The organism is Thermococcus sp. SY098 (assembly GCF_035621495.1).
Taxonomy (GTDB): domain Archaea; phylum Methanobacteriota_B; class Thermococci; order Thermococcales; family Thermococcaceae; genus Thermococcus_B.
Window position 1 is genome coordinate 247,244 of sequence record NZ_CP141821.1, and the last position, 23,413, is coordinate 270,656.

27 protein-coding genes are annotated in these 23,413 nt (G+C 42.5%); 12 read left to right on the forward strand and 15 right to left on the reverse strand.

Annotated features, from left to right (window positions below; all coding sequences use genetic code 11):
• Positions 1-47: 47 nt before the first annotated feature.
• Positions 48-1,100 (reverse strand): M20/M25/M40 family metallo-hydrolase, encoded by a 1,053-nt coding sequence (locus tag VFC49_RS01305; protein WP_324735850.1) that lies wholly within the window; start codon positions 1,098-1,100, stop codon positions 48-50.
• A 170-nt stretch (positions 1,101-1,270) separates the two neighbouring features.
• On the opposite strand from VFC49_RS01305, the gene VFC49_RS01310 reads away from it, so the two are divergent.
• The 4 genes from VFC49_RS01310 (at position 1,271) to VFC49_RS01325 (ending at position 3,349) form a co-directional block, all read left to right on the forward strand.
• Complete coding sequence (locus tag VFC49_RS01310; RefSeq protein ID WP_324735851.1) at positions 1,271-1,960, forward strand: MBL fold metallo-hydrolase; 690 nt, start codon at positions 1,271-1,273, stop codon at positions 1,958-1,960.
• Positions 1,957-2,220 (forward strand): DUF504 domain-containing protein, encoded by a 264-nt coding sequence (locus VFC49_RS01315; RefSeq protein WP_324735852.1) that lies wholly within the window; start codon positions 1,957-1,959, stop codon positions 2,218-2,220. The genes VFC49_RS01310 and VFC49_RS01315 overlap by 4 nt, the downstream gene beginning before the upstream one ends.
• A 75-nt stretch (positions 2,221-2,295) precedes the next feature.
• Positions 2,296-3,057: a YchF/TatD family DNA exonuclease gene (locus tag VFC49_RS01320; RefSeq protein ID WP_324735853.1), complete on the forward strand. Its 762-nt coding sequence runs from the start codon at positions 2,296-2,298 to the stop codon at positions 3,055-3,057.
• Positions 3,058-3,061: 4 nt separating this feature from the next.
• Positions 3,062-3,349 (forward strand): DUF3216 domain-containing protein, encoded by a 288-nt coding sequence (locus VFC49_RS01325; protein ID WP_324735854.1) that lies wholly within the window; start codon positions 3,062-3,064, stop codon positions 3,347-3,349.
• A 98-nt stretch (positions 3,350-3,447) separates the two neighbouring features.
• Here the strand turns inward: VFC49_RS01325 and VFC49_RS01330 are convergent, their stop codons facing one another.
• Together VFC49_RS01330 and VFC49_RS01335 are read right to left on the reverse strand one after the other, a co-directional pair.
• On the reverse strand, positions 3,448-4,968 hold the full coding sequence (locus VFC49_RS01330; RefSeq protein ID WP_324735855.1) for a dihydropteroate synthase-like protein: 1,521 nt from the start codon (positions 4,966-4,968) through the stop codon (positions 3,448-3,450).
• Positions 4,969-5,033: 65 nt separating this feature from the next.
• Positions 5,034-7,604 carry a hypothetical protein gene (locus VFC49_RS01335; protein ID WP_324735856.1) on the reverse strand — a complete coding sequence of 857 codons (2,571 nt, stop codon included), beginning with the start codon at positions 7,602-7,604 and terminating at the stop codon, positions 5,034-5,036.
• A 197-nt stretch (positions 7,605-7,801) separates the two neighbouring features.
• On the opposite strand from VFC49_RS01335, the gene VFC49_RS01340 reads away from it, so the two are divergent.
• Both VFC49_RS01340 and VFC49_RS01345 read left to right on the forward strand, forming a co-directional pair.
• Positions 7,802-8,563: an ABC transporter ATP-binding protein gene (locus tag VFC49_RS01340; RefSeq protein WP_324735857.1), complete on the forward strand. Its 762-nt coding sequence runs from the start codon at positions 7,802-7,804 to the stop codon at positions 8,561-8,563.
• A gap of 9 nt (positions 8,564-8,572) precedes the next feature.
• The gene (locus tag VFC49_RS01345; protein WP_324735858.1) at positions 8,573-10,054 is read left to right on the forward strand and encodes a hypothetical protein; all 1,482 of its coding nucleotides are present in this window, start codon (positions 8,573-8,575) and stop codon (positions 10,052-10,054) included.
• Between the two features lie 5 nt (positions 10,055-10,059).
• Here VFC49_RS01345 and VFC49_RS01350 read toward each other — a convergent pair whose 3' ends face one another.
• Genes VFC49_RS01350 through VFC49_RS01365 form a run of 4 tightly spaced genes read right to left on the reverse strand, consistent with a single transcriptional unit; the run spans position 10,060 to position 12,967 of the window.
• Complete coding sequence (locus VFC49_RS01350; protein WP_324735859.1) at positions 10,060-11,136, reverse strand: ATP-binding protein; 1,077 nt, start codon at positions 11,134-11,136, stop codon at positions 10,060-10,062.
• Between the two features lie 56 nt (positions 11,137-11,192).
• A complete protein-coding gene (locus VFC49_RS01355; protein ID WP_324735860.1) occupies positions 11,193-11,546 on the reverse strand; it encodes an Mth938-like domain-containing protein in 354 nt (117 codons plus the stop codon).
• Positions 11,543-12,067, reverse strand: coding sequence for an NUDIX hydrolase (locus VFC49_RS01360; protein WP_324736568.1), 525 nt, complete (start codon positions 12,065-12,067; stop codon positions 11,543-11,545). The genes VFC49_RS01355 and VFC49_RS01360 overlap by 4 nt, the downstream gene beginning before the upstream one ends.
• Before the next feature lie 48 nt (positions 12,068-12,115).
• Positions 12,116-12,967, reverse strand: a complete 852-nt coding sequence (locus tag VFC49_RS01365; RefSeq protein WP_324735861.1) for a carbohydrate kinase — start codon at positions 12,965-12,967, stop codon at positions 12,116-12,118.
• A gap of 87 nt (positions 12,968-13,054) precedes the next feature.
• Between VFC49_RS01365 and dapA the strand changes: the two genes are divergently transcribed.
• Entirely contained in the window at positions 13,055-13,939 is an 885-nt protein-coding gene (gene dapA, locus VFC49_RS01370; RefSeq protein ID WP_324735862.1) for a 4-hydroxy-tetrahydrodipicolinate synthase, read from the forward strand.
• A gap of 97 nt (positions 13,940-14,036) precedes the next feature.
• Here dapA and VFC49_RS01375 read toward each other — a convergent pair whose 3' ends face one another.
• The 4 genes from VFC49_RS01375 to VFC49_RS01390 all read right to left on the reverse strand — a co-directional run bounded on the left by VFC49_RS01375 (position 14,037) and on the right by VFC49_RS01390 (position 16,072).
• Positions 14,037-14,804, reverse strand: a complete 768-nt coding sequence (locus VFC49_RS01375) for a 7-carboxy-7-deazaguanine synthase QueE (RefSeq protein WP_324735863.1) — start codon at positions 14,802-14,804, stop codon at positions 14,037-14,039.
• Complete coding sequence (locus tag VFC49_RS01380; RefSeq protein WP_056933565.1) at positions 14,794-15,042, reverse strand: hypothetical protein; 249 nt, start codon at positions 15,040-15,042, stop codon at positions 14,794-14,796. The genes VFC49_RS01375 and VFC49_RS01380 overlap by 11 nt, the downstream gene beginning before the upstream one ends.
• Before the next feature lie 10 nt (positions 15,043-15,052).
• Positions 15,053-15,556, reverse strand: coding sequence for a hypothetical protein (locus tag VFC49_RS01385; RefSeq protein WP_324735864.1), 504 nt, complete (start codon positions 15,554-15,556; stop codon positions 15,053-15,055).
• 195 nt (positions 15,557-15,751) lie between these two features.
• Complete coding sequence (locus tag VFC49_RS01390; RefSeq protein WP_324735865.1) at positions 15,752-16,072, reverse strand: cupin domain-containing protein; 321 nt, start codon at positions 16,070-16,072, stop codon at positions 15,752-15,754.
• Positions 16,073-16,168: 96 nt separating this feature from the next.
• On the opposite strand from VFC49_RS01390, the gene topA reads away from it, so the two are divergent.
• On the forward strand, positions 16,169-18,352 hold the full coding sequence (topA, locus tag VFC49_RS01395) for a DNA topoisomerase I (protein WP_324735866.1): 2,184 nt from the start codon (positions 16,169-16,171) through the stop codon (positions 18,350-18,352).
• Here topA and VFC49_RS01400 read toward each other — a convergent pair.
• From VFC49_RS01400 to surR, 3 genes are read right to left on the reverse strand one after another with little or no spacing between them, the layout of a single operon-like run.
• Complete coding sequence (locus VFC49_RS01400) at positions 18,349-19,536, reverse strand: NAD(P)/FAD-dependent oxidoreductase (RefSeq protein WP_324736569.1); 1,188 nt, start codon at positions 19,534-19,536, stop codon at positions 18,349-18,351. The genes topA and VFC49_RS01400 overlap by 4 nt on opposite strands.
• A 7-nt stretch (positions 19,537-19,543) precedes the next feature.
• Complete coding sequence (locus VFC49_RS01405) at positions 19,544-19,741, reverse strand: DUF362 domain-containing protein (protein WP_324735867.1); 198 nt, start codon at positions 19,739-19,741, stop codon at positions 19,544-19,546.
• Positions 19,742-19,756: 15 nt separating this feature from the next.
• Positions 19,757-20,446, reverse strand: a complete 690-nt coding sequence (surR, locus tag VFC49_RS01410; RefSeq protein WP_013466931.1) for a sulfur metabolism transcriptional regulator SurR — start codon at positions 20,444-20,446, stop codon at positions 19,757-19,759.
• A gap of 146 nt (positions 20,447-20,592) precedes the next feature.
• Here surR and pdo point away from each other — a divergent pair, with 146 nt between their 5' ends.
• Together pdo and trmY are read left to right on the forward strand one after the other, a co-directional pair.
• Positions 20,593-21,267, forward strand: a complete 675-nt coding sequence (pdo, locus tag VFC49_RS01415; protein WP_324735868.1) for a protein disulfide oxidoreductase — start codon at positions 20,593-20,595, stop codon at positions 21,265-21,267.
• A gap of 37 nt (positions 21,268-21,304) precedes the next feature.
• A complete protein-coding gene (gene trmY / locus VFC49_RS01420) occupies positions 21,305-21,910 on the forward strand; it encodes a tRNA (pseudouridine(54)-N(1))-methyltransferase TrmY (RefSeq protein WP_324735869.1) in 606 nt (201 codons plus the stop codon).
• Here trmY and VFC49_RS01425 read toward each other — a convergent pair.
• On the reverse strand, positions 21,907-22,365 hold the full coding sequence (locus tag VFC49_RS01425; RefSeq protein ID WP_324735870.1) for a single- stranded DNA-binding family protein: 459 nt from the start codon (positions 22,363-22,365) through the stop codon (positions 21,907-21,909). The two genes, trmY and VFC49_RS01425, sit on opposite strands and share 4 nt — an antisense overlap.
• 57 nt (positions 22,366-22,422) lie before the next feature.
• Here VFC49_RS01425 and VFC49_RS01430 point away from each other — a divergent pair, with 57 nt between their 5' ends.
• Complete coding sequence (locus tag VFC49_RS01430) at positions 22,423-23,097, forward strand: adenylate kinase (protein ID WP_324735871.1); 675 nt, start codon at positions 22,423-22,425, stop codon at positions 23,095-23,097.
• 50 nt (positions 23,098-23,147) lie between these two features.
• Positions 23,148-23,411: a ubiquitin-like small modifier protein 1 gene (locus tag VFC49_RS01435; protein ID WP_056933573.1), complete on the forward strand. Its 264-nt coding sequence runs from the start codon at positions 23,148-23,150 to the stop codon at positions 23,409-23,411.
• The last annotated feature ends 2 nt before the right edge of the window (positions 23,412-23,413 follow it).

Consider the following 23,413-nt stretch of genomic DNA (forward strand, 5'->3'; position numbering starts at 1 on the left):
AAAATCTCTGACAAGGAAGTCTTATTGAAAAAAAGAAAAACAAAACTTCAGCTCTTTCCAAAAATGTCATTCACGGCAGTTAAGAACTCGCTCGCTTTAACGACGTCTCTCACATCTATATGCTCATTCTTCGTGTGGGAAATATCCAGGTTGCCGGGTCCAAAGACTATGGTCTTTGTTCCGTTGTACATGAAGTTTATTGCATCTGTCCAGCTCCTCATTCCTCCAAATTCATCCAAGCCAGTTGAATCCATTGCCTTCTTGGCTATCTGCACAATCTCCTCGTTCTCATCGAGCTCATAACCATCCCATATCTCTGTGTATTCATATCTCAGCGTGTACTCCTCAAGTATTGGATCAAATAAGTCAAGAATATCCTCAACTTCCTGCTCCGGTAACAGACGAGCTTCAAGACGACCCTTACATAGAGCTGGGATTAGGTAATACGGGTTTTCACAGACAAGCTCCTGCAGTCCAACATGGGGATCAAAGTATTTACCCTTCTGATTAAACGGTTCCAGAGCTTTAAGCTCCTCCAACATCTTGTAAGCCAATTCAATGGCATTTTCTCCACTTTCAGGACAAGCTCCGTGGGCTTCTTTTCCATCAACCTCAAAGTAAGCCTCAATGTTTCCGGCATGGGCTATGTGGACTTCAAGGTCAGTTGGTTCCAAAACAATTGCCATCTTTGGTCTGTACCGTTCCATGAACAGGGCAGATCCTCTTCCTCCTTTCTCCTCATCGCTGACAAAGACAATTCCAACGTTTAAGTCTTTACCTTCCTTCTTTAGGCTCTCAAGCATGAGCAAAATGCTCGCCAAACCTCCTTTCACATCGCTCGCTCCAGTTCCATAGACGATGTTGCCTCTTATGAATGGTTGAACCCTTATGTCAATTGTATCCATGTGCACTTCATAGAAGAGCTCGGCATCTGGGTTAACGATGAGGTTTATTATCTCGCCATCGCTCTCTATATGGACATCATAACCGAGTTTGTGGAGGAACTCCATGATATGCAACGCCAGTCTGTCTTCCTTTCCGGAAGGGGAAGGGATTCTCAGCAGATTAATCAAAATTTCCTTGGCTCTCTCAGCTTTCATTCAAATCACCTAACCATTAGTAGTGGTGAGCCTTTATAAACTCTCCCTAACTTTTTAAACCTTGGCGCTAATTTTCAAATGGGCGATGAAGAGTTTTACCCTTGCTGACGAGACTCGCTCCCTCGGATGAGGACGCGGTCCCCCCTGGAGCCCCTTTTGAGGTGATGAACATGATTCCCATCGAGATTCCGCCGAACACTGTAATGCTCAAAGGCATTGGCTGGGACTCAAACATATACTTAGTTAGAGACGAAAATGAAGCGCTGATAATAGACACTGGAACTGGAGTTTACTGGCACAAATACATAGATGTCTGGCTCAATGAGAACTATTTGAAAGGTGTTGAAAAAATTACAATTTTCAATACCCATGAGCATTTTGACCATGTTGGTGGGAACATGGCTTTTATGAGATATTTTGAGGAAAAGGGTTTTGACGTTTACTTTGCTGCTCATAAATATACGGCTGAAGCATTGGAAAGCGGAGATGACTATGTGATACTTTCATTCTACCATGGAAGAAGCTACACCCCTCATGAAGTCCACCTAAAGCTGAGTGGTGGGGATACTTTACGAGTTGGCAACCTTGAGCTGATTGTAATTCACACTCCCGGACATACAAGGGGAAGTACTTGCCTGTATGAACCGAAGGAAAAGCTGCTCTTCACTGGAGACACAATTTTCAACAAGACTGTTGGAAGGACGGATTTTCCTACAGGAAGCTTAGAGATGCTCAAAAAGTCTCTCCAGAAGCTTGAAAAGCTTGACGTCTATCTTGGTTTGCCGGGTCATGGGAGGGTAATTAAAAACTGGAAAGAAAATCTTGAGTACGTAAAGCACCTTCTGGAGGACTTCGAATGAGAAAGGGCTCAGTAAAAGAGGCATTGGCAAAGATAAAGTACGATCCAAGAGAAAACGAGAGCGATTACTACATAGTGATTGAGCACCGGGGAGCTTATGGAAACATCAAGAAAATCCCTGTAGAAATTATTGAACTTGGGCACGGCTACTTCTTTATTGGCGAAACGCAGATTCCTTATCATAGGATTTTGGCGGTTGTTAGGAAAGATGGGAAAATCGTGTGGAGGAAGAGGGGACTAAGCGAAGAGCTTAAATTCTGAAGTTTTATATAGTATGTTTCTCATCAAGAAGTTAGGTTTTTAATCAATCAAAATCTCCCCTCATCTGGTGATGGCATGATAGACGCTCACGCTCATTTTGAGTTTTATAAGCGAGATGCACCAAAAATTATAGAGGAGTGCAAAGCTGAGCTTAAAGCCGTTGTTGACTCAATAACGGAGTACAGAAAAGCTCATGTATGGAAAAGCTGGGAGATGCTGAAGCCTTACTTCGGCTTTATCTTCCCAACGCTTGGCTATCATCCAAACGAAGCGAGGCGAGGGAATTGGGAGAAGGTTGGGAAGGTTGAGGAGTTCATATGGGAGCATAAAGATGAAATCGTTGCAATCGGTGAAATCGGCTTGGACTACCACTACGCTGAAAATGAAAAGCAGAAAGAAAACCAGATGCAAATTTTCAGGCACTTCCTTGAATTAGCACTTGAAATTAAAAAGCCTGTAGTCATTCATGCCAGGGAGTCTGAAAAAGAGGCATATGAAATTGTTCAGCGCTATGGTGTAAAAGCATACTTCCACTCTTTCGCTGGAAGTAAAGAGCTGGCGAAGGAGATTGCAGAGAACGAACATTGCATCGGGATAAACACTGGTATTGTCTTCATACCAGAAGTCAAAGCTGCGGCAGAAGTTCTCGATGTTGAGGTAGTTTTGGTAGAAACAGACTCTCCTTATATGAGCCCATTTAAAGGGCAGAGAAATAAGCCCTGCTACGTAAAGGTAGCAATTGAAGAGATAGCAAAGCTTAAAGAGCTGAGCTTTGAAGAAGTGGAGAGGATAACTGAGGGGAATGCTATTAAATTTTTCAATCTAAAGCTGAGGTGATAAGATGGAGGTTTTGGAAGAGCTCAAAACCCTTTGCAGAGAGCTTGGGGAGGAAAGCCTAATTCCAAGAATTGAGTCATTCATAGCCCTAAATAAAGAGTTCGAATCCAAAAAGGGCAAAGAATTTGTTGAAGTTTCCATATTGGGATTTGCAGAGGGAATTCTGACAACACTCAAACTCAAGTATCCTGAGAATGAGAAAGTTAGGAGCTTGCTTGAGAAAGTAAGCACTCAAAGGAAAGAACTCGATATAAAGTTCAGAAAACCAAAACCGCCGATTTTTGACGAATGAATCAGCCCTGGCTGTAGTCATCATCGCAGAGCTCAGACCGTAGAAAGGTCATCACATGCCCGCCATTAAATTGTCTTATTCCTCGGTTTTTAAGCCTTTCAGTAGAACTCCTTGAAGAGCTCAACCTCCTGTACATAGGAGCGCTTTAATCTTAAAGCGGTTTTAGCTCTCTCGAGCTCTCTTCCAAGGTAAAAAGCGTGCCTTGGCGAGATTTGAAAATGTTCAAGAATTGTGTCGATTATTGCATTTGGTTCTTCTCCCACTATCGTTAAAATCTGCTCGGTTCCTCTATGAGCAATCACCCAGATTTTCTCCTCTTTTGTAAAAATCCTGAAGTAAATATCCTCCAGCTTAACTTCCCTTTCTCTGGCTTCAACTATAGGGGATTTAGCTTCATACTCAACTTTTTCACTTCTCTTCTCCTTCAAAATCAGCAGATCAAAACCTAAATTCTTGGGCATGTCGAAGAGCATCATGTCCAAAGCTCTCCTCAGCTCTTTGACACTTCCATGGCACTTGGGGCTAACTTCTGTGGTTAAAAGCAGAGGAATTTTCAGTTCTTTGGCAAAACCTGCCATAACTGCGTTTATCCCAACGCTATCAGCATCAATCAGCTCAACCACATTGCCAACACCAGCCAATAGCACATCATCTGGATTTCTCTCACGATAGAGCTGAAAAGCTGTGATTGAGCGGGCTAAGTTAGGGATATGCTCAAGGATGAGGTCGGGGATAATTCGCTTATATCCCAGCTCGAGAGCTTTTTCCTTGAGCTTTTCCAAAAACTCAACCCTTTCCTGTGGATTCCCCGGAAAGAATCCTTTTTTCTGGTTTGTGGGTATTAAAACCACTGGCTTCTCAGTCACAAGCTCCTCGAGGTTGCTCTCGTCAACGCTGAGGAAAAGGTCGGCATAGTCCAAAGCCCTCTCAATTTCCTTCGTGTTTAAGGAATCAAAGCTTACCGGTGCATCATGTCCTCTTTCCCTCAGAGCATCCCGAACTTCTGGAATCAGCTCGATAAATTCCGGATTCGTTTCTCCGCTTACCATGCCGATGTCTATTATGTCCGCTCCGCTCTCGAGGTAATAGATGGCTCTGCTCACTATCTCATTAACGCTCAGCTTTGGTGCATCAACTATCTCAGCCAGGATTCTGTGCGGGAAGTCAAAGCCTACTGGCAGGTTTCCAATTAGGAAGTTATGGGGTTTTTTGAGGGCTTTTTCAATATAATCCCTGTTTTTTGTCTTATTTTTAATATCCTCAACTTTCTTAAGTGCATCCCGTTGAAAGAGGTCATCGGCTGGAATTTCTTTGCTCAGCTTGAAGCCTTTTTTCAACGCTTTCAAAATTTGAGGCAGGTCAAATGCATATCTCGATCCTTTAAATGCTGGAATGCCAAGCTCATCTTCGATTATTTGAGCTGAACCCCTAACAAGACCTGGTATTAAAACCAAATCATAATCTTTACGCTCTATTCCTGCTTTTCTCAGATAATAGGCTATGAGCTTTGGCGTTAAAAAAGCGGCTACGCTGACGGGAGTTACAAATACATCGCAGCCTTTACCGTATTTTCTCACCAGTGGCTCAGCAAGTTTTCCCGTCACGAGGAGGATCTTCATATTTGGATGTTTGGATACGAAATATTTAGGTATTTTGGAAAGTTAAAAAGAAAAAGATAAAGGGATTAGTTCTCAGGCTTCACCCTGACCCACAGCCAGACCTTCGAGCAGCCGCCGGACACGCCGCAGCTCGGGAACTCCATGCTCCACTCCTTCTTTGGAATCCCCGAGAAGGCCTCCCAGTCGAAGTAGTCGTCGTCGAAGAGAATCGTTATGGCAACTTGCCCCATCGGGTCGTCGTCGTTGCCCCAGTTACCAGCGTCTTCCTCCCAGGCGTTGTATTCGAGGTAGAGGAAGGGCACCGTCGCCATCGTGTGCTCTATCAGCTTTAACTCAGGCCTCACGGTGACCTTGTTCCCGGCTATGACCCTCTTTCCTGAAGGATAGCGGTGGGTAGCCTCCACAGGTATCATGCCCGTGGTTTCCTCCGCAACTATGTCCGGGACGTCCACCGATTCTTCAGGGGCAAAGTGGGTAAAAGCCCTGGCGTAGAGGTAGTACTCATCATCGCCCCACTCTGTGTCCTTAGTGAAGGAAACCTCGGGGAGATAAGCCCCAAGCCTGTCGTAGCGGAGCGTCCTCGGCACCTCCACCTCCTGGACGAAGTAGGTAACCCTCATGTTGCCCCAGTACTCCCAGACCTCAATCAGAACGCCGTCCCTGTAGTCCTTACTTAGGTCTATCGCGTAGCCGTTGTAGCCGACCCTATCCGGTTCAGCCCCAAGGGCCTCAAAAATCCTGCTCCCCCAGAAGTCGCTCGCGCTCGCTCCAGTCACGAGCTGGTTTATCAGCATCGCTCCAGAGTAGCTGTACTTGACTGCCGTGCTTATCTCCCCCGTTGCAAGGCCCAGCGCGGTGTCAATCAAAAAGCCGGTTCCGAGTTCAAGGTATTTGCCGGGGTTGTCCAGATCCCAACCCGCTGTTTGGACGTATACCTTCTTCCACTTCTCGACTTCTTCCATCGGCATGACGAAGATGGGGTAGCCGTTGATGAAGGGGTAATTAACGCTTATTGCTCTTTCATCGTGGTAGAGGAGCCTGCTGTGGTCTTCTGCTTCGATCCATCTCTTGAAGGGGTAGTCAACGGCGAAAATCGGCCCCACCTTCCAGTTCTCGTCGCTCCCCTCCCATGTAACAGGAAACGCCCAGGAAACGAGCTGTATCTCGCCTTCGGTGGAATCCTTGTTGCCCTTTATGTAGACGTCCTCAACGAGGACCACCAGATACCTGTCCACATCTTTCTCAATAGTTAAACCATGTGTGGCGTTAACCCAGATGTTGCTCTTCTCCGGGAACCTTTCTAGGCCAGCTGAACCAGAAAACCAGAGGCGGAAGTATCGCCAGGGAACCAGGGAGAAGAAGTTCTCAATTGTGAACTCAACGGATTTCCCAATTGGGGTTTCGGCCACATTAACGCTTCCGGAGCGGGGGGTACTCCCAGCTGAGTCCTTCATTTGGAATTCGTCCCTGTGGACGAAGACGGTCCAATCGGCTTCACCGTTGTCAGAGCTGTCTATATACATAACAACTGGCATCATACGGCTGTAGTAGCGGTCACTGAAGTATAGCCTTACAACGAGGTCGTAGCCTTTTGCCTCCATCTGAAGGCTGATTTCCCCATCGGAGAACCAGGCTGAGGTGTAGTAGTCTATCAACCCCCTGGAGCCCTCGACGACAAAGCGCCCGGTTTTGGGATATGTGAACGGTGGGAACTGCTTATCGTTGATGGATTTTCCGCGAATCTTAAGGTAAACGCTCTCCGGGAAGATGCGTGAGAAGTTCTCAACGTTGAAGCTCACGCTGGCCCCGTTTATTTCCACGTTTCCCCTCTGGATTTCCTCGAGACCATCCTCGGTAACGTTGTACACCGTAAAGTAGCCGGAATCACCGCTCAGGGTTGAGTAGAGGTGTACCTCCCACCTCCTCCCGAAGTCTCCGCCTTCATAGAACTCAAGGATCGTTGGCTCATACGTTACTTTCTCGCCCGTGAAAGGGTTCATAAAGGTCTCCATGTGAACGTACGCCAAAGCCAGGCTCTCGTTTTCAAAGGTTATCGTGAACTTCACGTTCTTTCCCGGATCAGCTGAAGAGGTCACGAGCGATATTTTCCTGATTATCCTACCGTTTGGCTCAAAGGCCTCGCTTGTGAGCGGGAGGAAAAGGGTGAAGTTTCCGGTGATCCTGTAAACGGGAGTCAGGACAGGCTCGAAGGTCACGTTGAAAATCCCGACCGAAAAACCAGCCCCAGTTCCGTTCTCGTTGGTTTCTCCGACTTCGCAGCCGAGGTCAGGGTCGTCTCCGATGCAGATAGCCTTTCCGTCCTCATCGTATTGAATGCTCTCATTGGTAGGAGCTTCTGTTGATGTTTCCGTTTGGCTATTAGTTTGAGTTATTGGCTCAGTTATTGTTTCTGTAGCAGTGGACGTTGGAAGCTCTGGGGTTGTTGAAGTTTGGGTAGTTGATGTCTCAGCTGATGATGTCTCTTCCTGTGAGCTGCTGGTACTTTTAGTCTCAGTTGTCGTTACAGTTACAGTTTTTGTGGGCACATTTATAGGGGCATTGCTTACGCAACCGCTAATAAAAACTAAACTGATAAATAAAAGAGCCACAACAAATTTAAGAGAGTGTAACTTCATAAATTGGCCTCCTGTATCAAACCAATGCAGAAGAAAGAAAGGCAAATTCTTGCAAGATTAAACCTTCTACATCAGTCTCGGTTTGTGATATTACACAATTGAGATATTTAAATTTTTTGCAAGGGTTGAAAAAGCATTCAATACTATGAGAAAAAAGTTATTAAATAAAGCAGAGGTTTTTACTTCAGGTGTGATTGATGATTGAAGTTGAAAACCTCACTAAAAAGTTCGGCGATAAGGTTGCCGTTAATGAAATAAGCTTTCATGTTCATGATGGTGAAATTTACGGTCTTCTGGGACCAAACGGGAGTGGGAAGTCAACCACCATGAAAATCCTTGCTGGGATTTTAAAGCCTACAAGCGGAAAGGTTCTGGTTGAAGGAATAAACGTTAGTAAAAATCCGATTGAAGTCAAAAAAGTGGTTGGCTATGTTCCAGAGACACCAATTTTGTATGAAAGCTTAACACCAAGCGAACTTTTCAACTTTGTCGGAAGTATAAGGGGGATTCCGAAGAATAGACTTGAGGAGAGGGTGAACTATTTCGTTAAGGCTTTTGGCATTGAGGAGTATTTAGAGCAGTTTATTGGAACGCTCAGCTTTGGAACTCAGCAGAAGGTTTCTTTGATAACTGCTCTTTTACATGACCCAAAAGTTCTCATCTTAGATGAGGCTATGAATGGTTTAGATCCAAAGTCAGCCAGAATCTTAAGGGAGCTCTTGCTTGAATTTAAAAAGGAAGGAAAGAGCATAGTTTTCTCCACACATATTCTGTCCTTAGCTGAGGTCATCTGCGATAGAATCGGCGTCATCTATCAGGGTAAGATAATTGCAGAGGGAACAATTGAAGAGCTTAAAGAGAAAGCCCATGAAGAAAGCCTCGAAGATATCTTCCTCAAGCTCACAGAGAGCAAAGATGAGATTGTCCATATAGTTCAAGCTCTCAAGGAAAGCCTATAGGTGTGTTAAATGTTCGAGGTTGTTAAGATTCTTTACCGCGAGCTTCACTACCAGATTTTAAAGAGAAATCCCCAGATAGCCAATGATGAGAAGAAGTTTAGAAAGCATCTTAAGAATGCCGTCAGCATAAAAAGAAACGTTGCAATTCAGAGCATAGCTTTCATTTTCTTTGGAATCATGATGGCTATAGGTCTTTCTTTCTCTAATGACAAAACCTATATAGTTGCGATGCTGTCTTCTTTGGCATTAATTCCATTTATATTTTCACTTTATGTTACATCAGTCCAATCGTCTTATGTGATCTCGCTCGGTTTGTTTGAACCAATGAAAGCCCTGCCAATAAGAATTGGAGCACTCTATTTAAGTGAGCTATTGGTAATTGATCAAATCCCAGCGTTGGCAATAATTTTGCCAAGTATAGCTGTTGTCAGTATGAGATATCCTTTGAACGGAATTTTAGCTCTGCTGTGGGTTTTCGTGGGAATGCTTGCTGGTCACACACTTGGATTAATAATCTACTCTGCTTTTGGGCTTAGAATTAGCTACAGAAAAAGCAAAAGCGGAAGCTTAAAAAACTTTCTTAAAATTCTGGCAATATTTGCGTTTATGGGGCTGTTTTATGGAATAAGTTACATGCAGGGGTATATTCAGGAGCACAGCGAAAAGGTTGCTGCAGTCATTGGTAGGTACTCTATAGCGTATCCTTTTACAATTTCCTCAATTTTTGATCCAAAGAAGAGTGTTGTGATGCTTTTGCTTTATGTTGCGGTGTTTATTCCTCTCTACCAGCTTGCTCTCAAAAGAGTCTGGAGCGGGATTCTTGAACCCAAGCTCGAATCTGAAAAAGCTGAGGTCTCAAAATTCAGAGCTTCTCTTGGTGGGAAAGTTTTTACCCTCATGCTCAAGGATTTGAAAATAATCTTCCGAAAGACTGCAATGATAACCGGGTTTTTAATGCCAATTTATGTTTTATTGCCCCAGATATTCATGACAATACAAAGCGGAAGTCTTTCACTTATGAGAGCAACTTACTTCCTCTTCATCTTAGGGGTCTTTACAATTCCGGGAGCAGATGCCGTGCTTAAGGTAGAAGGCAAAGTTTTAGACTTCCTCAAATCCTTGCCGCTCACCAAGAGGGAATACGCCCTCAGCAAAGCTCTCTCAATGTCTGTAATCCCTATGCTGCTTTCAGGCTTGATTTTAATTCTCGCCATCTACTATGATTCAAAAGCTCTTGTCCTGTTTCCCTACATATTACTACTCCCCCTGAATGCTTCATTCCTGACAATGGCATATTTCTTCCGCTATGAAGGAAGTGAGCTCGGAATTCCAGAATTCAACATTGGGCATATGATTGTACTCATGATTCTGGTTGGGATGCTTTTCGGAGTAATTACCCTTCCATTGTTTCTGCTTACGTATCCACTTGAATATTTCATAAGCTTCGGAATTGGTTTGATGAGTTTGGGAATTTTGTATAGGCTACTTTAGGTATGTCACTTTCTTAGAACTCTCTCAACAACGGGATCAATAATTTTGTACCTCTTCCTACCATCTTTAAGCTCCGGCGTAATCCAGCTCATTTTTTCAAGATTCCGAAGCAATTCAGCGAGCCTGGAGTTTGGAACTCTCTTGCTCTTTCTCTCCAGATAATCTTTTATAAGCTCCCATCTGTCGTACCCTCTTGCTATTGCCTTTAGTATCAGAACGTAGCGGGGGCTTCTTTTTTCCAGCTCCTTTAATTCTCCTTTTAAAAACTCTTCAGCTCGTTTCATAACACCTTCCAAGGCTTTTTCGAGGCTTTTAATTTTAATATATTCGTTACCAAAATCAACAAGCCAACCTGGAATCCCATCGAGTATCTCAACGGCTTTTTCAATGTCATCTTCGCTTATTTGAATGCCTACTTCTTCAAATCCCCGTCTAAGAAATTCCTTTGAGAGTTCTCTTGAGAATGGGACAATTGTAAGTTCCTCGCAGACTCTCCCATAAAGAGGACTTTCATAATTATCAATTCCAATAAAGTCATGAAGAAGTCCTACTTCAGAACCAGTTAAGATAAAATGAACGTTCCTAAGATTATCATAGCTGTATGCAAGCAGTGCCAAGAACTCTTTTCCCCCTTTGGAGCCATAAAACCTCAGATACTGGGCTTCATCAATTCCTATTACAACACCAACCTCATCAAGAGCTTCGAGAACTTCCGAAAGAAGGACTTCTCTTTTGAACCTTATGTCAACTCCAAAAAGTTTGACACCTTTAATATATTTCAATGCATCTATGATTTTTTCCTTGAATTCACCTTTTAGAGAGTTTAGGGATTTTTCGAATATTCGAATTAGCACGTCATTTGTTATCCAGCCTCCAGAGTCAAAGTACAGTTTTCTTGCGTCAATATAAATACCATTTCCGAGTTCATTAAGAGCGACCCTTAAAATTGAACTTTTGCCTATCCTTCTAATTCCTAAAAGCAGAACCAATGGTTTATCAGTGAGCTTCTTAAGCGACTCAATTTCTTCTTCCCTGTCAAAAAGCTCTTTCCTATCCATCTTCGGTCGTGGATCAAATAACATAAGTAATGCCCCCGTTACTAAGTAACACCCCCATTACTTATAATCCTTTTGAATAATCAGCATGTAATGTGAAAAACTCCCAGAACCTTCTTTTCCTTTCTCAACTCATTGAAGAGCTTTATTGCCTCTGGAGTCGGTTTTTCTACAATTTCCTTACCTTTGACAAGTTCTTTAGCTTCAGGTAATAGCCTTAAAGCACCATAAACCCCTGTTCCTACAATCAAAATATCAAAATCCTCCCTAAGATACTCCTTCAGCTCATCTGGATCAAACTTATGACTTGTTCCATGTTTTTTCTTTGACAGCTCTTTTTTTCTCCGCTCAATCTTTCCGGACGGATAGATAACGATATCGTGAGCGTATCTTTTCCCATCAATAACAATCTCTCCAAACCTCACAGAATCAATCACAAACTCACCCCCCTCAGAGCTTTTAATGCGTCACCAATTATCTTATCATGATCAAAAGCCAGCTTTAAGCTCTTAATCTCATCAAAGCTGAAGACTTTTGCCTCTCTGGCATCGTCTCCTCCCTTAAGATCTCCATGTCCCTTGGCTAAGAATGCTATTGTAACTGTATGCCCCCTTGGGTCTCTGTTAGGATCGCTGTAAACTCCAATGAGCTTTATCAGCTCAACATTCAACCCTGTCTCCTCTTTTGCCTCTCTAATTGCCGCATCTTCTACTCTCTCTCCATACTCAACGAAGCCACCTGGCAAAGCCCAATGGTCTTTGAAAGGCTCGTGTTTGCGTTTTATCAAAACAATACCGTTTTTATAAAGAATCACTAAATCAACCGTTAAGCCAATGCATCTATGGACCTCAGCTTTTAGCTCAGGATATTTTTCTGAAAGGAGCTTTTTTATATCCTCTTTAACTGGAGTTATGTCATAACCTTTAGGAGCTTTAATTAGTAAAACGTATCTGTCCATGACTCTCACCCCAAGTTTTACCTCAGAGAAGTCCCATATCATCACTTCTCAGCGTGCTGACGTCTCTTCATCGGTCACTATTTTTTCGACTTTCACATTTTTAGCATTTTCTCTGGCTTCGTCAAAATCAAAGAAAGGAGTGCGATATTTAAGGAAAAATGCGGTGAATGAGACCGTCATTTTTAATGCTTTCATAAATGGATATCGCTTGTAGAAATATGAGAAATATGCCAAAAAAGAATCACCGGCTCCTGTTGTTTCAGCAACTGACATTTTTATGGGCTCAAAGTGATACCTTTCCCCTCTATAAACTGCTTCTCCTCTATCAGCTCCATTAGAAATGAGCATGACTTCTGGTTGCTTGCCTCCTATCCCCTCGAGCATCTCAAACTCATTAACATCTGCATGGACAATTCTGGCATTGCTTAGAAATGAAGCGTTGGTTTTCTTCAGTCCAACTTTCCCGTTTTCAAAGCTCCTGACGAATCCCTGGACATCAATGGAGATAAAGCCTCTCATTTTCTTCACGATCTCTCCTGAAATCTCATTGGCAACAGGATTTAGAAGTATAATGTCCCAGTTATCAGTAGGAATCTCAGATACTCTAAAAGGGTCAGCTTTGGACAGCAGCCTTAGGATTCGTGTGTTCTCATCGAGATATCTAAGCTCGTAGGTTGTAGTGTATCTTGAGGGAAGAAGTGTAATCCGAATTCCTCTTTCTTTAAGTTCCCTCAACCATTCTTTTGGAAAATCCTTTCCAACTTTGGTTATAATTTCCACGTCACAGAAAGGAGAGAGCACCAAGGCGGAATAGTACACTCCCCCACCAATTCTCTCAATTCGAACATTCCCCCTGAGTATTATATCATGGGTTAAATGTCCTACTATCAAGCACTTCATACTTAAATCCCACTTCAGCTCTTATACACTATAATTTAAAAGCTTGTTTATCAAAAAGTTTATTACTTGAAAATCCAACTTTTGTTGGTGTTTCGTTTGATTGAGGGCATATATGTTCCCCATGTAACGCCTTTCAATGATGATGAAGAGATCAATGAAGAAGCCCTGAGAGATCTTATTCACTACTTTGAAAATGCCAGGGTGAGCGGTTTTGTAACTTTGGGGAGCAATGGTGAGTTCCCGTATCTGAACTTTGAAGAGAAGATGAGAGTTCTAAAAATAGTTTGCGAAGAAACAAACCTGCCAGTTATTGCCGGTGTAACTGAAAATTCAACACGAGAGACTATAAAACTGGCAAAAGAAGCTTGGAATCTTGGTGTTGATGCCCTTTTGATAGCTCCCCCCTACTATTTCAAACCCAATGAAAAGGAACTCTTTGCCCACTATTCTGCAATAGCCCAGAGCGTTGAAGCCCCGATCCTGATCTACAATGTTCCTAAGTTTACTGGCATAAACATTCCAATCCAGGTAATTGAGCACTTAGTTGAGGAGTATTCAAACATAATAGGTATTAAGGATTCAAGTGGCTCAATTGGGAGGATAGGTGAGCTTATCAGAAGACTCGGCGAAGATATGAGCATCTTAGCTGGAACTGCGGATTTGATTTATCCCGCATTGGCATTGGGAGCTCATGGGGCAGTTATAGCTGTTGCAAATGTTGCTCCCCGCTTATGCGTTGAGCTTTACACCGCTTTTCTTGAAAAGAAATATGATAGGGCTAAGCGTCTGCAACTGATGATAAACTATCTCAACGAGGTCTTGGTGAAAAGATACAATCAAATAAGTGCAATAAAAGAAGCTATGAACATGCTTGGCTTAAATGTTGGTTACCCACGGATGCCATCTCTTATGCTCGATGAAGAGGCTGTTCGAGAGATCGAATTTGTACTTGCAGATGTTGGGTTGCTGTGAAGGCTCAGCTTTACCGGTTAGGGCATCAATACCCCAAAGGCCAATCTACATCATCGCCTGAGTATACATTCAAAGAGATATTTAAAAATTTTTTAAATCACAAAACATTCAGGTACTTATGAACCTGAAAGCTCAGCCCAACGTTTTCTCTTCCTAAGATTTTAGTAGCGGCTTTATAAAACTCCATCAGTTGCTTATGGGGCAAATCAATTGGTTCTTTCGGCTGAATTGCAAGAGGAGCTATACCCCTGAGAAGAGAAGCATACCATTCTATGTTTTCAAGCTTGGTGTCTTTTGTAACCACAAGCTTGGCATAGACCTTTGCACCAGCCTTCCTTAAGATTTTAATGCTCTCAACTTCCATCATCACTAAATCTCTCCATGCACCTGTTGCTCCTGCGCTCTCATCCTTTATGTCAACGCTTGCGTAATCGACGAGATGGGCAATCTCAGCAATCTTCTCTGGAAAACCTCCGTGGGTTTCGAGGAAATTCTTAAAGCCAAGCTCATTCATTTTTTCCATTAGTGCTTTCAGAGGTTTAATTTGTAGAGTTGGTTCTCCCCCAGTGTAGCTGATTGAATGAATATCCCCCGTGTCAAGGCTCAAAATAACATCAACAACTTCATCCAAGATGGCTGGATTGGGTTTATATCCAAATCTTCCAGAAAAAGGCTCAATTTCGTAGCGCCACTGTGAGACTTTTGAGGCATCTATAAACTGTCTTGAGTCGCACCACACACATCTAAGGTCGCAACCAGCAAATCTGACAAAAATCTGCCTTCTACCGAAAGCTGAGCCTTCCACACTCCCGCCTTCACCCTGCCAGCTATTAAAAATCTCAGCTAAAATAAGCCTATAGCTCAATTCCCTTCACCTTATCGCTCACATAGCCCTCAAGGATCTCAATTCTAACCTCTCTCTGTTCTCCAGTTAAATCTGCCATCAGTCTCACCGCATTTGCATAGTCCCACAGCCTCCTCTTTGCATCTTCGTCGATTGCCTCACACATCACTATGATCTCTTTTGCATTTTCCCTGCTTGCAATCTCAACTACCCTCATTGCATCACTAACTGTGAAGAGCCCCTTCTTTTTAAACAGCATGAAACCCACCTCAAACGTATTTCATTAAAAGCCTTACAGCTTCTTCCAAAACTTCTCTATCTTCAGCGTCCACTACTCGGTCGAGATAATGGAGCGCTTTGATGTTTAAAATTAGGTATGCCTCATCTCTATTTAATCCTAAGTCATATGCCTCATAGAACACAATTTCCCGCTCCAATGCTTCATTGAGCATCCTAATGAAATAATCAATCTCCTCAACGCTTAAATCACTCCAACGGCTTTCAATTTCATCAAAATACTTCTCTAAAATTCTCAAGGTTTCATAATCAACTTTAAGCGTGCCCTCAATGTACGGAAACTCTCCAATACGAAATATCTTTATCCCTTCATCGTCCTGAATTCCCACATAATCCCACAGAAGAAACCCCTCAATAACATTTCCTCCTCCATAGCGGCTTGTTAAGTATGTGAAGCGTTCCATGATATTTTCCATATCTACTAAAAATTCCTCCTCATCTTCAAATCTCACAATTTTGCTTATTGTTCCAGCCATTGCTTACACCTGCTGTACTTTCATACTTCATGTAGGGTTAACGGTTATAAGTCTTTGGCCCTTACATTATTATGCCCGAGGAGTATTGGGTTGCGATGACCTCGGGACCCCCAGGGGGGCGACATCTTTAATGCCCCCCGAATTTCCCACACTTCAGAAAGACTAAAGGGTTTAGAAAAGAGAAAAAAGATGAGTTCATTCCTCTTTTATCATTACTAAGACCATCTTGAATTTGTCTACCGCCTTTAAAGCGTGAAGTTCGTTGGCTGGCATCACTATCATGTCTCCTTCTTCAAGGTAATAGGATTTCCCTGAAATCACAACTTCAGCCTTGCCTTCTAAGATATAAACAAGCGCGTCAAAAGGAGCAGTATGCTCGCTCAATCCTTGATCCTTATCAAATGCAAAAACTGTTACTGTGCCGGTTTTCTTATCTATTATGGTTCTGCTTACTACCGCACCTTCCTGATACCCCACCATATCCTTCAGCTTTTTAACTTCCGGGTGTGCATTCATTTGAGGTCACCTTTATAAACCTCTCCGGGAACATATAAATACCCTGTGCCACACAGTATTTTTAATATTCCCTTTCAACTGTCTCAAGGTGTTACTATGGTCATCCTGATCATAGCAGAAAAGCCGAATGTAGCAAAAAAGATTGCATATGCCCTTGCTGAAAGGAAACCAATAAGAAAAACACTTTATGGAGTTCCCTATTATGAATTAATCCGTGATGGAAAGAAGATCATCGTAGCTCCGGCAGTTGGTCATCTCTATACATTGGCTCCAAAAACCAAAACTTACGGCTATCCGATTTTTGACATCGAATGGGTTCCTGTCTATGTTGCTGAAAAAGGGAAAAGCTATGCTAAGGACTACATCAAAGCTTTGAGAGAGCTTGCAAAAAGAGCTGATGAATTTATTATTGCTTGTGATTATGATACTGAAGGTGAGGTAATTGGTTATACAGCACTAAAATACGCCTGTGGTATTGATCCAAAGAAAGCGAAGCGCATGAAGTTCTCCGCACTAACTAAGCGGGACATCCTCAAGGCGTGGTACAACCTTGAGCCGACAATAAACTTTGGAATGGCAGATGCTGGAATAGCCAGGCACATTCTCGACTGGTACTGGGGTGTTAACCTTTCAAGAGCTCTGACGCATGCCATAAAGCGTGCAAGCGGTAAATGGATGATTTTAAGTACGGGAAGGGTTCAAGGGCCGACACTCAAATTCTTAGTTGAGCGGGAAAAGGAAATTGCAAACTTCAAACCAACCCCATACTGGGTCATAAAGATGATTTTGGAGAAAAACGGAAAGCAGTATACAGCCACCTACGAAAAAGAGCGCATCTTAGATGAAGAAGAAGCAAAGCGCATTGTTCAAGAGGCTAAGAAAGGGCCAGCTTTTGTCGAGAAAGTTGAAGTCAAGCAGCAGAAGAGAAATCCCCCACATCCATTTGACTTGGGAACACTCCAGAGAGAAGCCTACTCTGCTTTTGGTTATTCTCCAAAGAAGACTTTGGATATTGCACAAAGGCTGTATGAGCGGGGTTTTACGAGCTACCCCAGAACCTCCTCCCAGAAGCTCCCTAAGAATCTAAACTACAAATACATAATTCAAAGCCTCGCAAAGATCCCTGAATATAAACCTTTCACCCATGAGCTTTTGGGTAAACCTCAGCTAAAACCAGTTGAGGGGCCAAAAGATGACCCAGCTCATCCAGCAATTTACCCTACCGGTGAACTACCCAAACCCGGAGAGCTAACTCAGGAGGAAAAGAATATCTACGATTTGATAGTTAGAAGATTCTTGGCTGCATTTGCAGATCCAGCAGTTAGGGAGATTATGAAGGTCATAATAAACTCAAACAATCACCGATTCATCTTGAGCGGAGCAAGAACAGTAAAGGAAGGCTGGCTTAAAATTTACGGGAAATATGTCAGCTTTGATGAAGTTATTCTGCCCAAGTTTAGAGAGGGGGAACCTGTCAAGGTTATTCAAATCAAACGTGAGAAAAAGAAGACAAAACCTCCCGCAAGGTACTCTCCAGCGAGTGTTATCAAGAAAATGGAGGATTTAGGAATAGGAACAAAGGCGACAAGGGCGCAAATTTTGGAAACGCTTTATCAGAGGGGATACATTGAAGGAAAAAAGAAAATTAAGGTAACTCCTCTTGGCATGAAGGTAATTGAGGCATTAGAAAAGAACGTGCCAGAGATTGTAAGTGTTGAGCTTACAAGGGAGTTTGAAGAGAAGATGGACGAAATTATGAAGCGGAAACTCAGCAAGGATAAAGTTATTGAAAAGGCAAAGGAACAGCTGATAAAAATTCTCAGGGAGTTTAAAGCAAAAGAGCTTGACATAGGCAGGGAACTGGTGGAAAAACTCATTGAGAGTGAAGAAAAGAAAACAAAAAAATCAAAGAAAAAGGCTGCTAAAGAGCTGACAGCTGAGGAAGAAGAAGCCATAAAAAAGGCTGTTGAAGATAATGAAAAGAAAAATAATAACCCAATAATTGTGGGAAAATGCCCCAAATGCGGTGGAGATTTAGTCGTAAGGTACAACAGAAAAACCGGGAAGCGGTTTGTCGGCTGCTCTAACTGGCCCAGCTGCGATGTCACATACCCCCTTCTTCAGAGAGGGAAAATAATCCCAACAGGAAGAGTTTGCCCAGAGTGCGGCAATGCTCCAATAGTGAAGATTAGAGAGGGGAATAGGGAATATGAGGTCTGCTTAAATATGAACTGCAAGAAATGGAAATACAATAATAAGACAAATAAAAGGAGACCCTAAAGTGCCTCTTTTAAAAGTTTGAGCATTTTTGGCTTAAGTAAAATTCTTGGATGCTTTATCAGTGCTTTGAAAACTTCCTTGTAATCTCCAGCAGCTATTTTTTCAGCATCTGCACCACTCAATGCCTGAACTGCAACATCAAGCTCATCATCACTGAGCTTCTCACTTATCTGCCTGACCTTTAGAATCCTAAGCAATTTTTGGCCTTCCCCAGCCCACCACTCTTCGGTGTAGCCTTTGAGAAGTTCAAGGTTTTCTTCGCTCAAAGCTTTGTCGATCCACTTACTCGCTATTGTTGCCGCTTCCATGGCTTCCGCCATTCCTCCTCCGTGCATTGGATTTACCTGTCTTGCCGCATCACCAACAACTACAACGTTGTCTTTGACAAGCTCTTTCAAAAAGCCGCCAACAGGGACTCCACCGACGTTAACCTCCAGAATCTTTGTTCCCTTTATGTTGTTCTCTTTGAGCCACTTTTCGAGGTAGTATTTTGCTGTTTTGGGATTATCCCCATTTATCCCAATTCCAACATTTGCCCTATCTTCATCTTTTGGAAAGATCCATACGTAGCCTCTTGGGGCGACGTTATTTCCAAAGTAGAGGTGAATCAAATCTGGATCAAACTCGAAATTCTCGATTATCATTTCATATTCATAGGCTGAGTCAAGCTCGTGAGGTGGTAAAAAGCTGTTTAGTCCAGCCCATCTCGCTACTCTGCTTTCTACCCCATCAGCCGCGACAATAACGTCAGCGTAAATCTCCAAAGGTTCGCCTTCGTGCTTAGCCTTAACTCCAGCTATCTTGCCTTCTTTTCTTATTAAGCCAACAGCCTCTGTCTTTGCCATAACCTCTGCTCCAGCCTTGGCTGCATAATATGCCAGCATCTTGTCAAAGATTTTCCTTTCCAAGATTACGCCTGCAACCCTATCATACCTGATTTCAAGTCTATAGCCGCTCGGGGAATATATTGCAGCACCATAAATTTCCCTATTTATAAAACGCTTATCCAACGGAATGTTATACTTTTTAAATGCCTCTATTCCCAAGCCTTCTCCACATCTTTTTGGCGTTCCAATTTCGGCTTTTTTATCAATCATGAGAACTTTGTATCCCATTTTAGCCAAATTCCTTGAGAGAATTGGCCCCGCAATGCCGGCTCCAACCACTACAACATCATAATGCAACTCCATTTCACTCACCCTCCCTGGCACTCAATGCTCCGACTGGACATGCCAAAACGCAGAACTTACACCCAATGCATTTTTCTTGGAAGAACTTCCATTCGTCGTTTTCAATTATTATTGCTTCTTTTGGGCACACTGCCACACAAGAGCCACAAAGATAGCACTTTTCTTTATCAATTAGAATCTCAACCTGTGGAAGCGCCATAGATGGACCCCCTTGCTATTTTGCCACTTTTCTCAATTTTTCCTCGTCTATCTTTATTGTTCTGTCTTTTATTGTTAACGGTACAAACTTGTTTAGCTCTTCAGCCTTCTTGATGACCTCCCTCTCCTTGATGTTTAAGCGATCGCTGAGATCTTCAATTGTAGCTTCACCATAAAGCATCAAATAGTGAAGTATTGCCAGCTGTGTCATGTCTCCGATTTCTTCCAAATAGCGCTCCTTTATCGTCTTCACAAGCATATCCCTATAGCTTTCGAGAGACTTTAAAGCCTCCAGCAAGATGTGCAACTGTTTATTAGCATCAATAAGGTTGAGAACCATAGACTGAAGGGTATTTGGAGACTCTTCAAGGTTTTCCAAATCTATTTCAAATCTCTTCAACTTGGGCTTTTCATCCAGTTTTATACCCCTATACCAAAATAAATTAGGGGTCACCGTGACAACATAAGTGCTGGATAGGGTTATTTTATAATACTTCCTAACGGGCCCTATGAATTTACCTTCCTTCTCATATGATTTGAGGAGTCCTTCCCTTTCCATGATTTTGAGGTGTTTTGAGACTGCTGTTGAGGAAACGCTAACCTTATTGCTCAATAAGCTGAAGTAGCATTCAGTACAAGTTAAATGACTGAGCAAATCTCTCCTCACCTTGTTTCCCAGAATGTAAAATATATCCGGTTCAGACATGTCCCCCACCTACTCAAATTTGTAGCGTAAAGCTTATATAGTGTGCATCCAACCTTTGGTTGACAACTTTAAATTTGCAAACTTTATTAAAATGTTGCACTCTAAAGGTTATAAACCTTTAGCTCAAGAATTTGGAGGTGTTTGGAATGGGATTGATAAGCGACGGAGATAAGAAGGTCATAAGAGAGGAATTTTTCTCAAAGCTAACCAACCCAGTCAAGCTCATCGTGTTCATTGGCAAGGATCACTGCCAGTACTGCGAGCAGTTAAAGCAGCTTGTTCAGGAAATCAGCGAGCTGAGCGATCTTGTTAGCTTTGAAGTTCATGATTTTGACACTGAAAAGGAACTGGCACAGAAATATAGGGTTGACAGAGCTCCAGTTACAGTAATCACTCAAGACGGAAAGGATTTTGGCGTCAGATACTTTGGTCTCCCAGCAGGTCACGAGTTCGGTGCATTCCTTGAGGACATAGTTGATGTTTCCAACGGAACAACGGACTTGATGAAAGAAACCAAGGAAACACTCAAAGAAATTGATAGGGACGTCAGAATCTTGGTCTTTGTCACCCCAACCTGTCCGTACTGTCCTATGGCAGTTAGAATGGCTCACAAGTTTGCCCTCGAAAATGCACTTGCTGGAAAGAACAAAATACTTGGAGACATGGTTGAGGCTATTGAGTACCCAGAATGGGCTGACCAGTACAGAGTGATGGCGGTTCCAAAGATTGTCATACAGGTTGACGGTGTCGACAAAGTTGAGTTTGAGGGCGCATATCCAGAGAAGATGTTCCTTGAGAAACTTCTTGAGGCACTCGAGTGATTTTTAAAGCCCTTTTTCTATTTTAATTTTGATAACAATGAGGATTTTCATCATCAAAGCAAACCATGCTCATACAAAAGCGGATTTCAGCCTGAAAGATCTACCTGGGACAAGCGGTAGGATTGATTTACTCTGCCGAAGCATTAACTCCGCTTTTCTGCTCTCCCACGGCTTTCGCAAAAATGTTAGAGTTTGGCTAAATCTGAATGGTCCTCCGAATCCACCTAAAACCATTCGATTCGAAGGTAACGAGATTAGACCCAAGACAATAAATCCAGATGAGAGGAGCATTGCAAAACTGATAATTAAAGCACTAAAGGCTGGTGAAAGAATCAGAGATCCCGGCAAAGAGCATCAAGTCTTGCCCGGGATTTACATCAGCAATTTAACCTTTGAGGACATAATCAGAAAAACCCTCAAGAGTGCAAAGCTCTACTACCTTCACGAAGAAGGTAAACCGATAGCTGAGGTTAACTTTAAAGGAAACATTGCGTTTGTTCTTGGAGATCACGTTGGATTATCTGAGGAAGATGAGGCTTTCCTTGAAAACATTGCAGAAAAGATTAGCATCGGAAGAAAGAGTTACCTAACCTCACATGTTATTGCTTATGTCAACATCTTTCTGGACAATTTGGGCAGCTAAACTTCTTCTTTTTCAAATTCAAGCTTTAATGCTGTGTGTTCCTGCTTAATTTTTTGGACGAGTTGTGATATTTCATCACTTAAGCTTCTTAGCTTTTCTGATAGCTTGCTGAGCTCTTCAACTACAAGTTCGAGGGCTTTCTCGCTCTCTTCTACCTCACGCATTGCTTCTGCAAGCTTTTCTTCTTCCTCCTTCTTGTAAATCTCGATTTTCAGGCTGTCAAAATTCCATTCAATTTTTCCATCTTTAATATCAAACTCAGCCTCAATTCTTACAACGTCCTCTTTTTTAACTCCAATTTCTTGGAATTTGTTGAAGAGATACTGGTTAAGCTCAGCGGCAGCCCTAACAACTTCTTCGGGATTAACTTTTCCCCTTGTAATAGCGAATAAAACTTTTCTCACTTTGTTTGCATAACCAGCCGCTCTAACAAAACCAGTTAGGAGACGCGGCATGTTAACCACCATATTCTTTTTATTGTTTAAAATTATAAATCAGTATCGGTGAACTGCATGAATATCCTGATTTTTGGACCTCCTGGAAGCGGAAAATCCACACATTCTCGAAAAATAATTGAAAAATACAATCTGGTGTATATCTCCTCCGGCGATATAATTAGGGGAGAAATAAACAAAGGCACTACACTTGGAAGAGAGATGGAGAAATATCTTTCACAGGGAGATTTAATCCCCGACATTGTTGTTAATACTCTCGTCCTCTCAAGACTTAGGAGAACACGAAACAACTTTATAATCGATGGATACCCCAGAACTGCAGAGCAGGTTTTGGCATTGGAGAACTATTTATATGATCATGGAATTAGGCTGGATGCTGCAATTGATATATTCATATCAAAAGAGGAAAGCATTGAAAGAATAAGCGGAAGGAGAATATGCAGTAAGTGCGGGGCAGTATATCATGTCCATTATAAGCCACCAAAGATCCCAAACACGTGTGACATATGTGGCGGGAAGATCATCCAGAGACCTGATGATAAGCCGGAAATCGTTTCAAAAAGGTATGACGTTTATATAAAAAACATGAGACCAATAATCAAGTTCTATAGAAAACAGGGGGTATATGTCCAAATTAACGGTCATGGTGGAATTGAGGAAGTGTGGGAGAGAATCAGACCGCTTTTAGATTACATCTACAACAAGGAGAAAAAGAGAAAGGAGCATGAATGACAGAAAAAATCTTTTATTTCAAACAACAAACTTGACTTGGGTGAGTCTTGATGAAAGTGAAGTTTTATGCAACATTGAGAGACCTGACCGGAAAAAAAGAGATTGAAATCAGGGGCGTAAAAACCGTAAAGGAGCTCTTAGATACGCTTGACAAGATGTTTCCAGGGATCAAAAAAGAGCTAATTGATGAAGATGGAGACGTTAACGGCATGATACTCGTCAATGGACACAATATTGTCCATCTGAAGCTTTGGGATACAGAGCTGAAAGAGGAGGATGTGGTACATATATTCCCCCCAGCCGGCGGTGGATGATG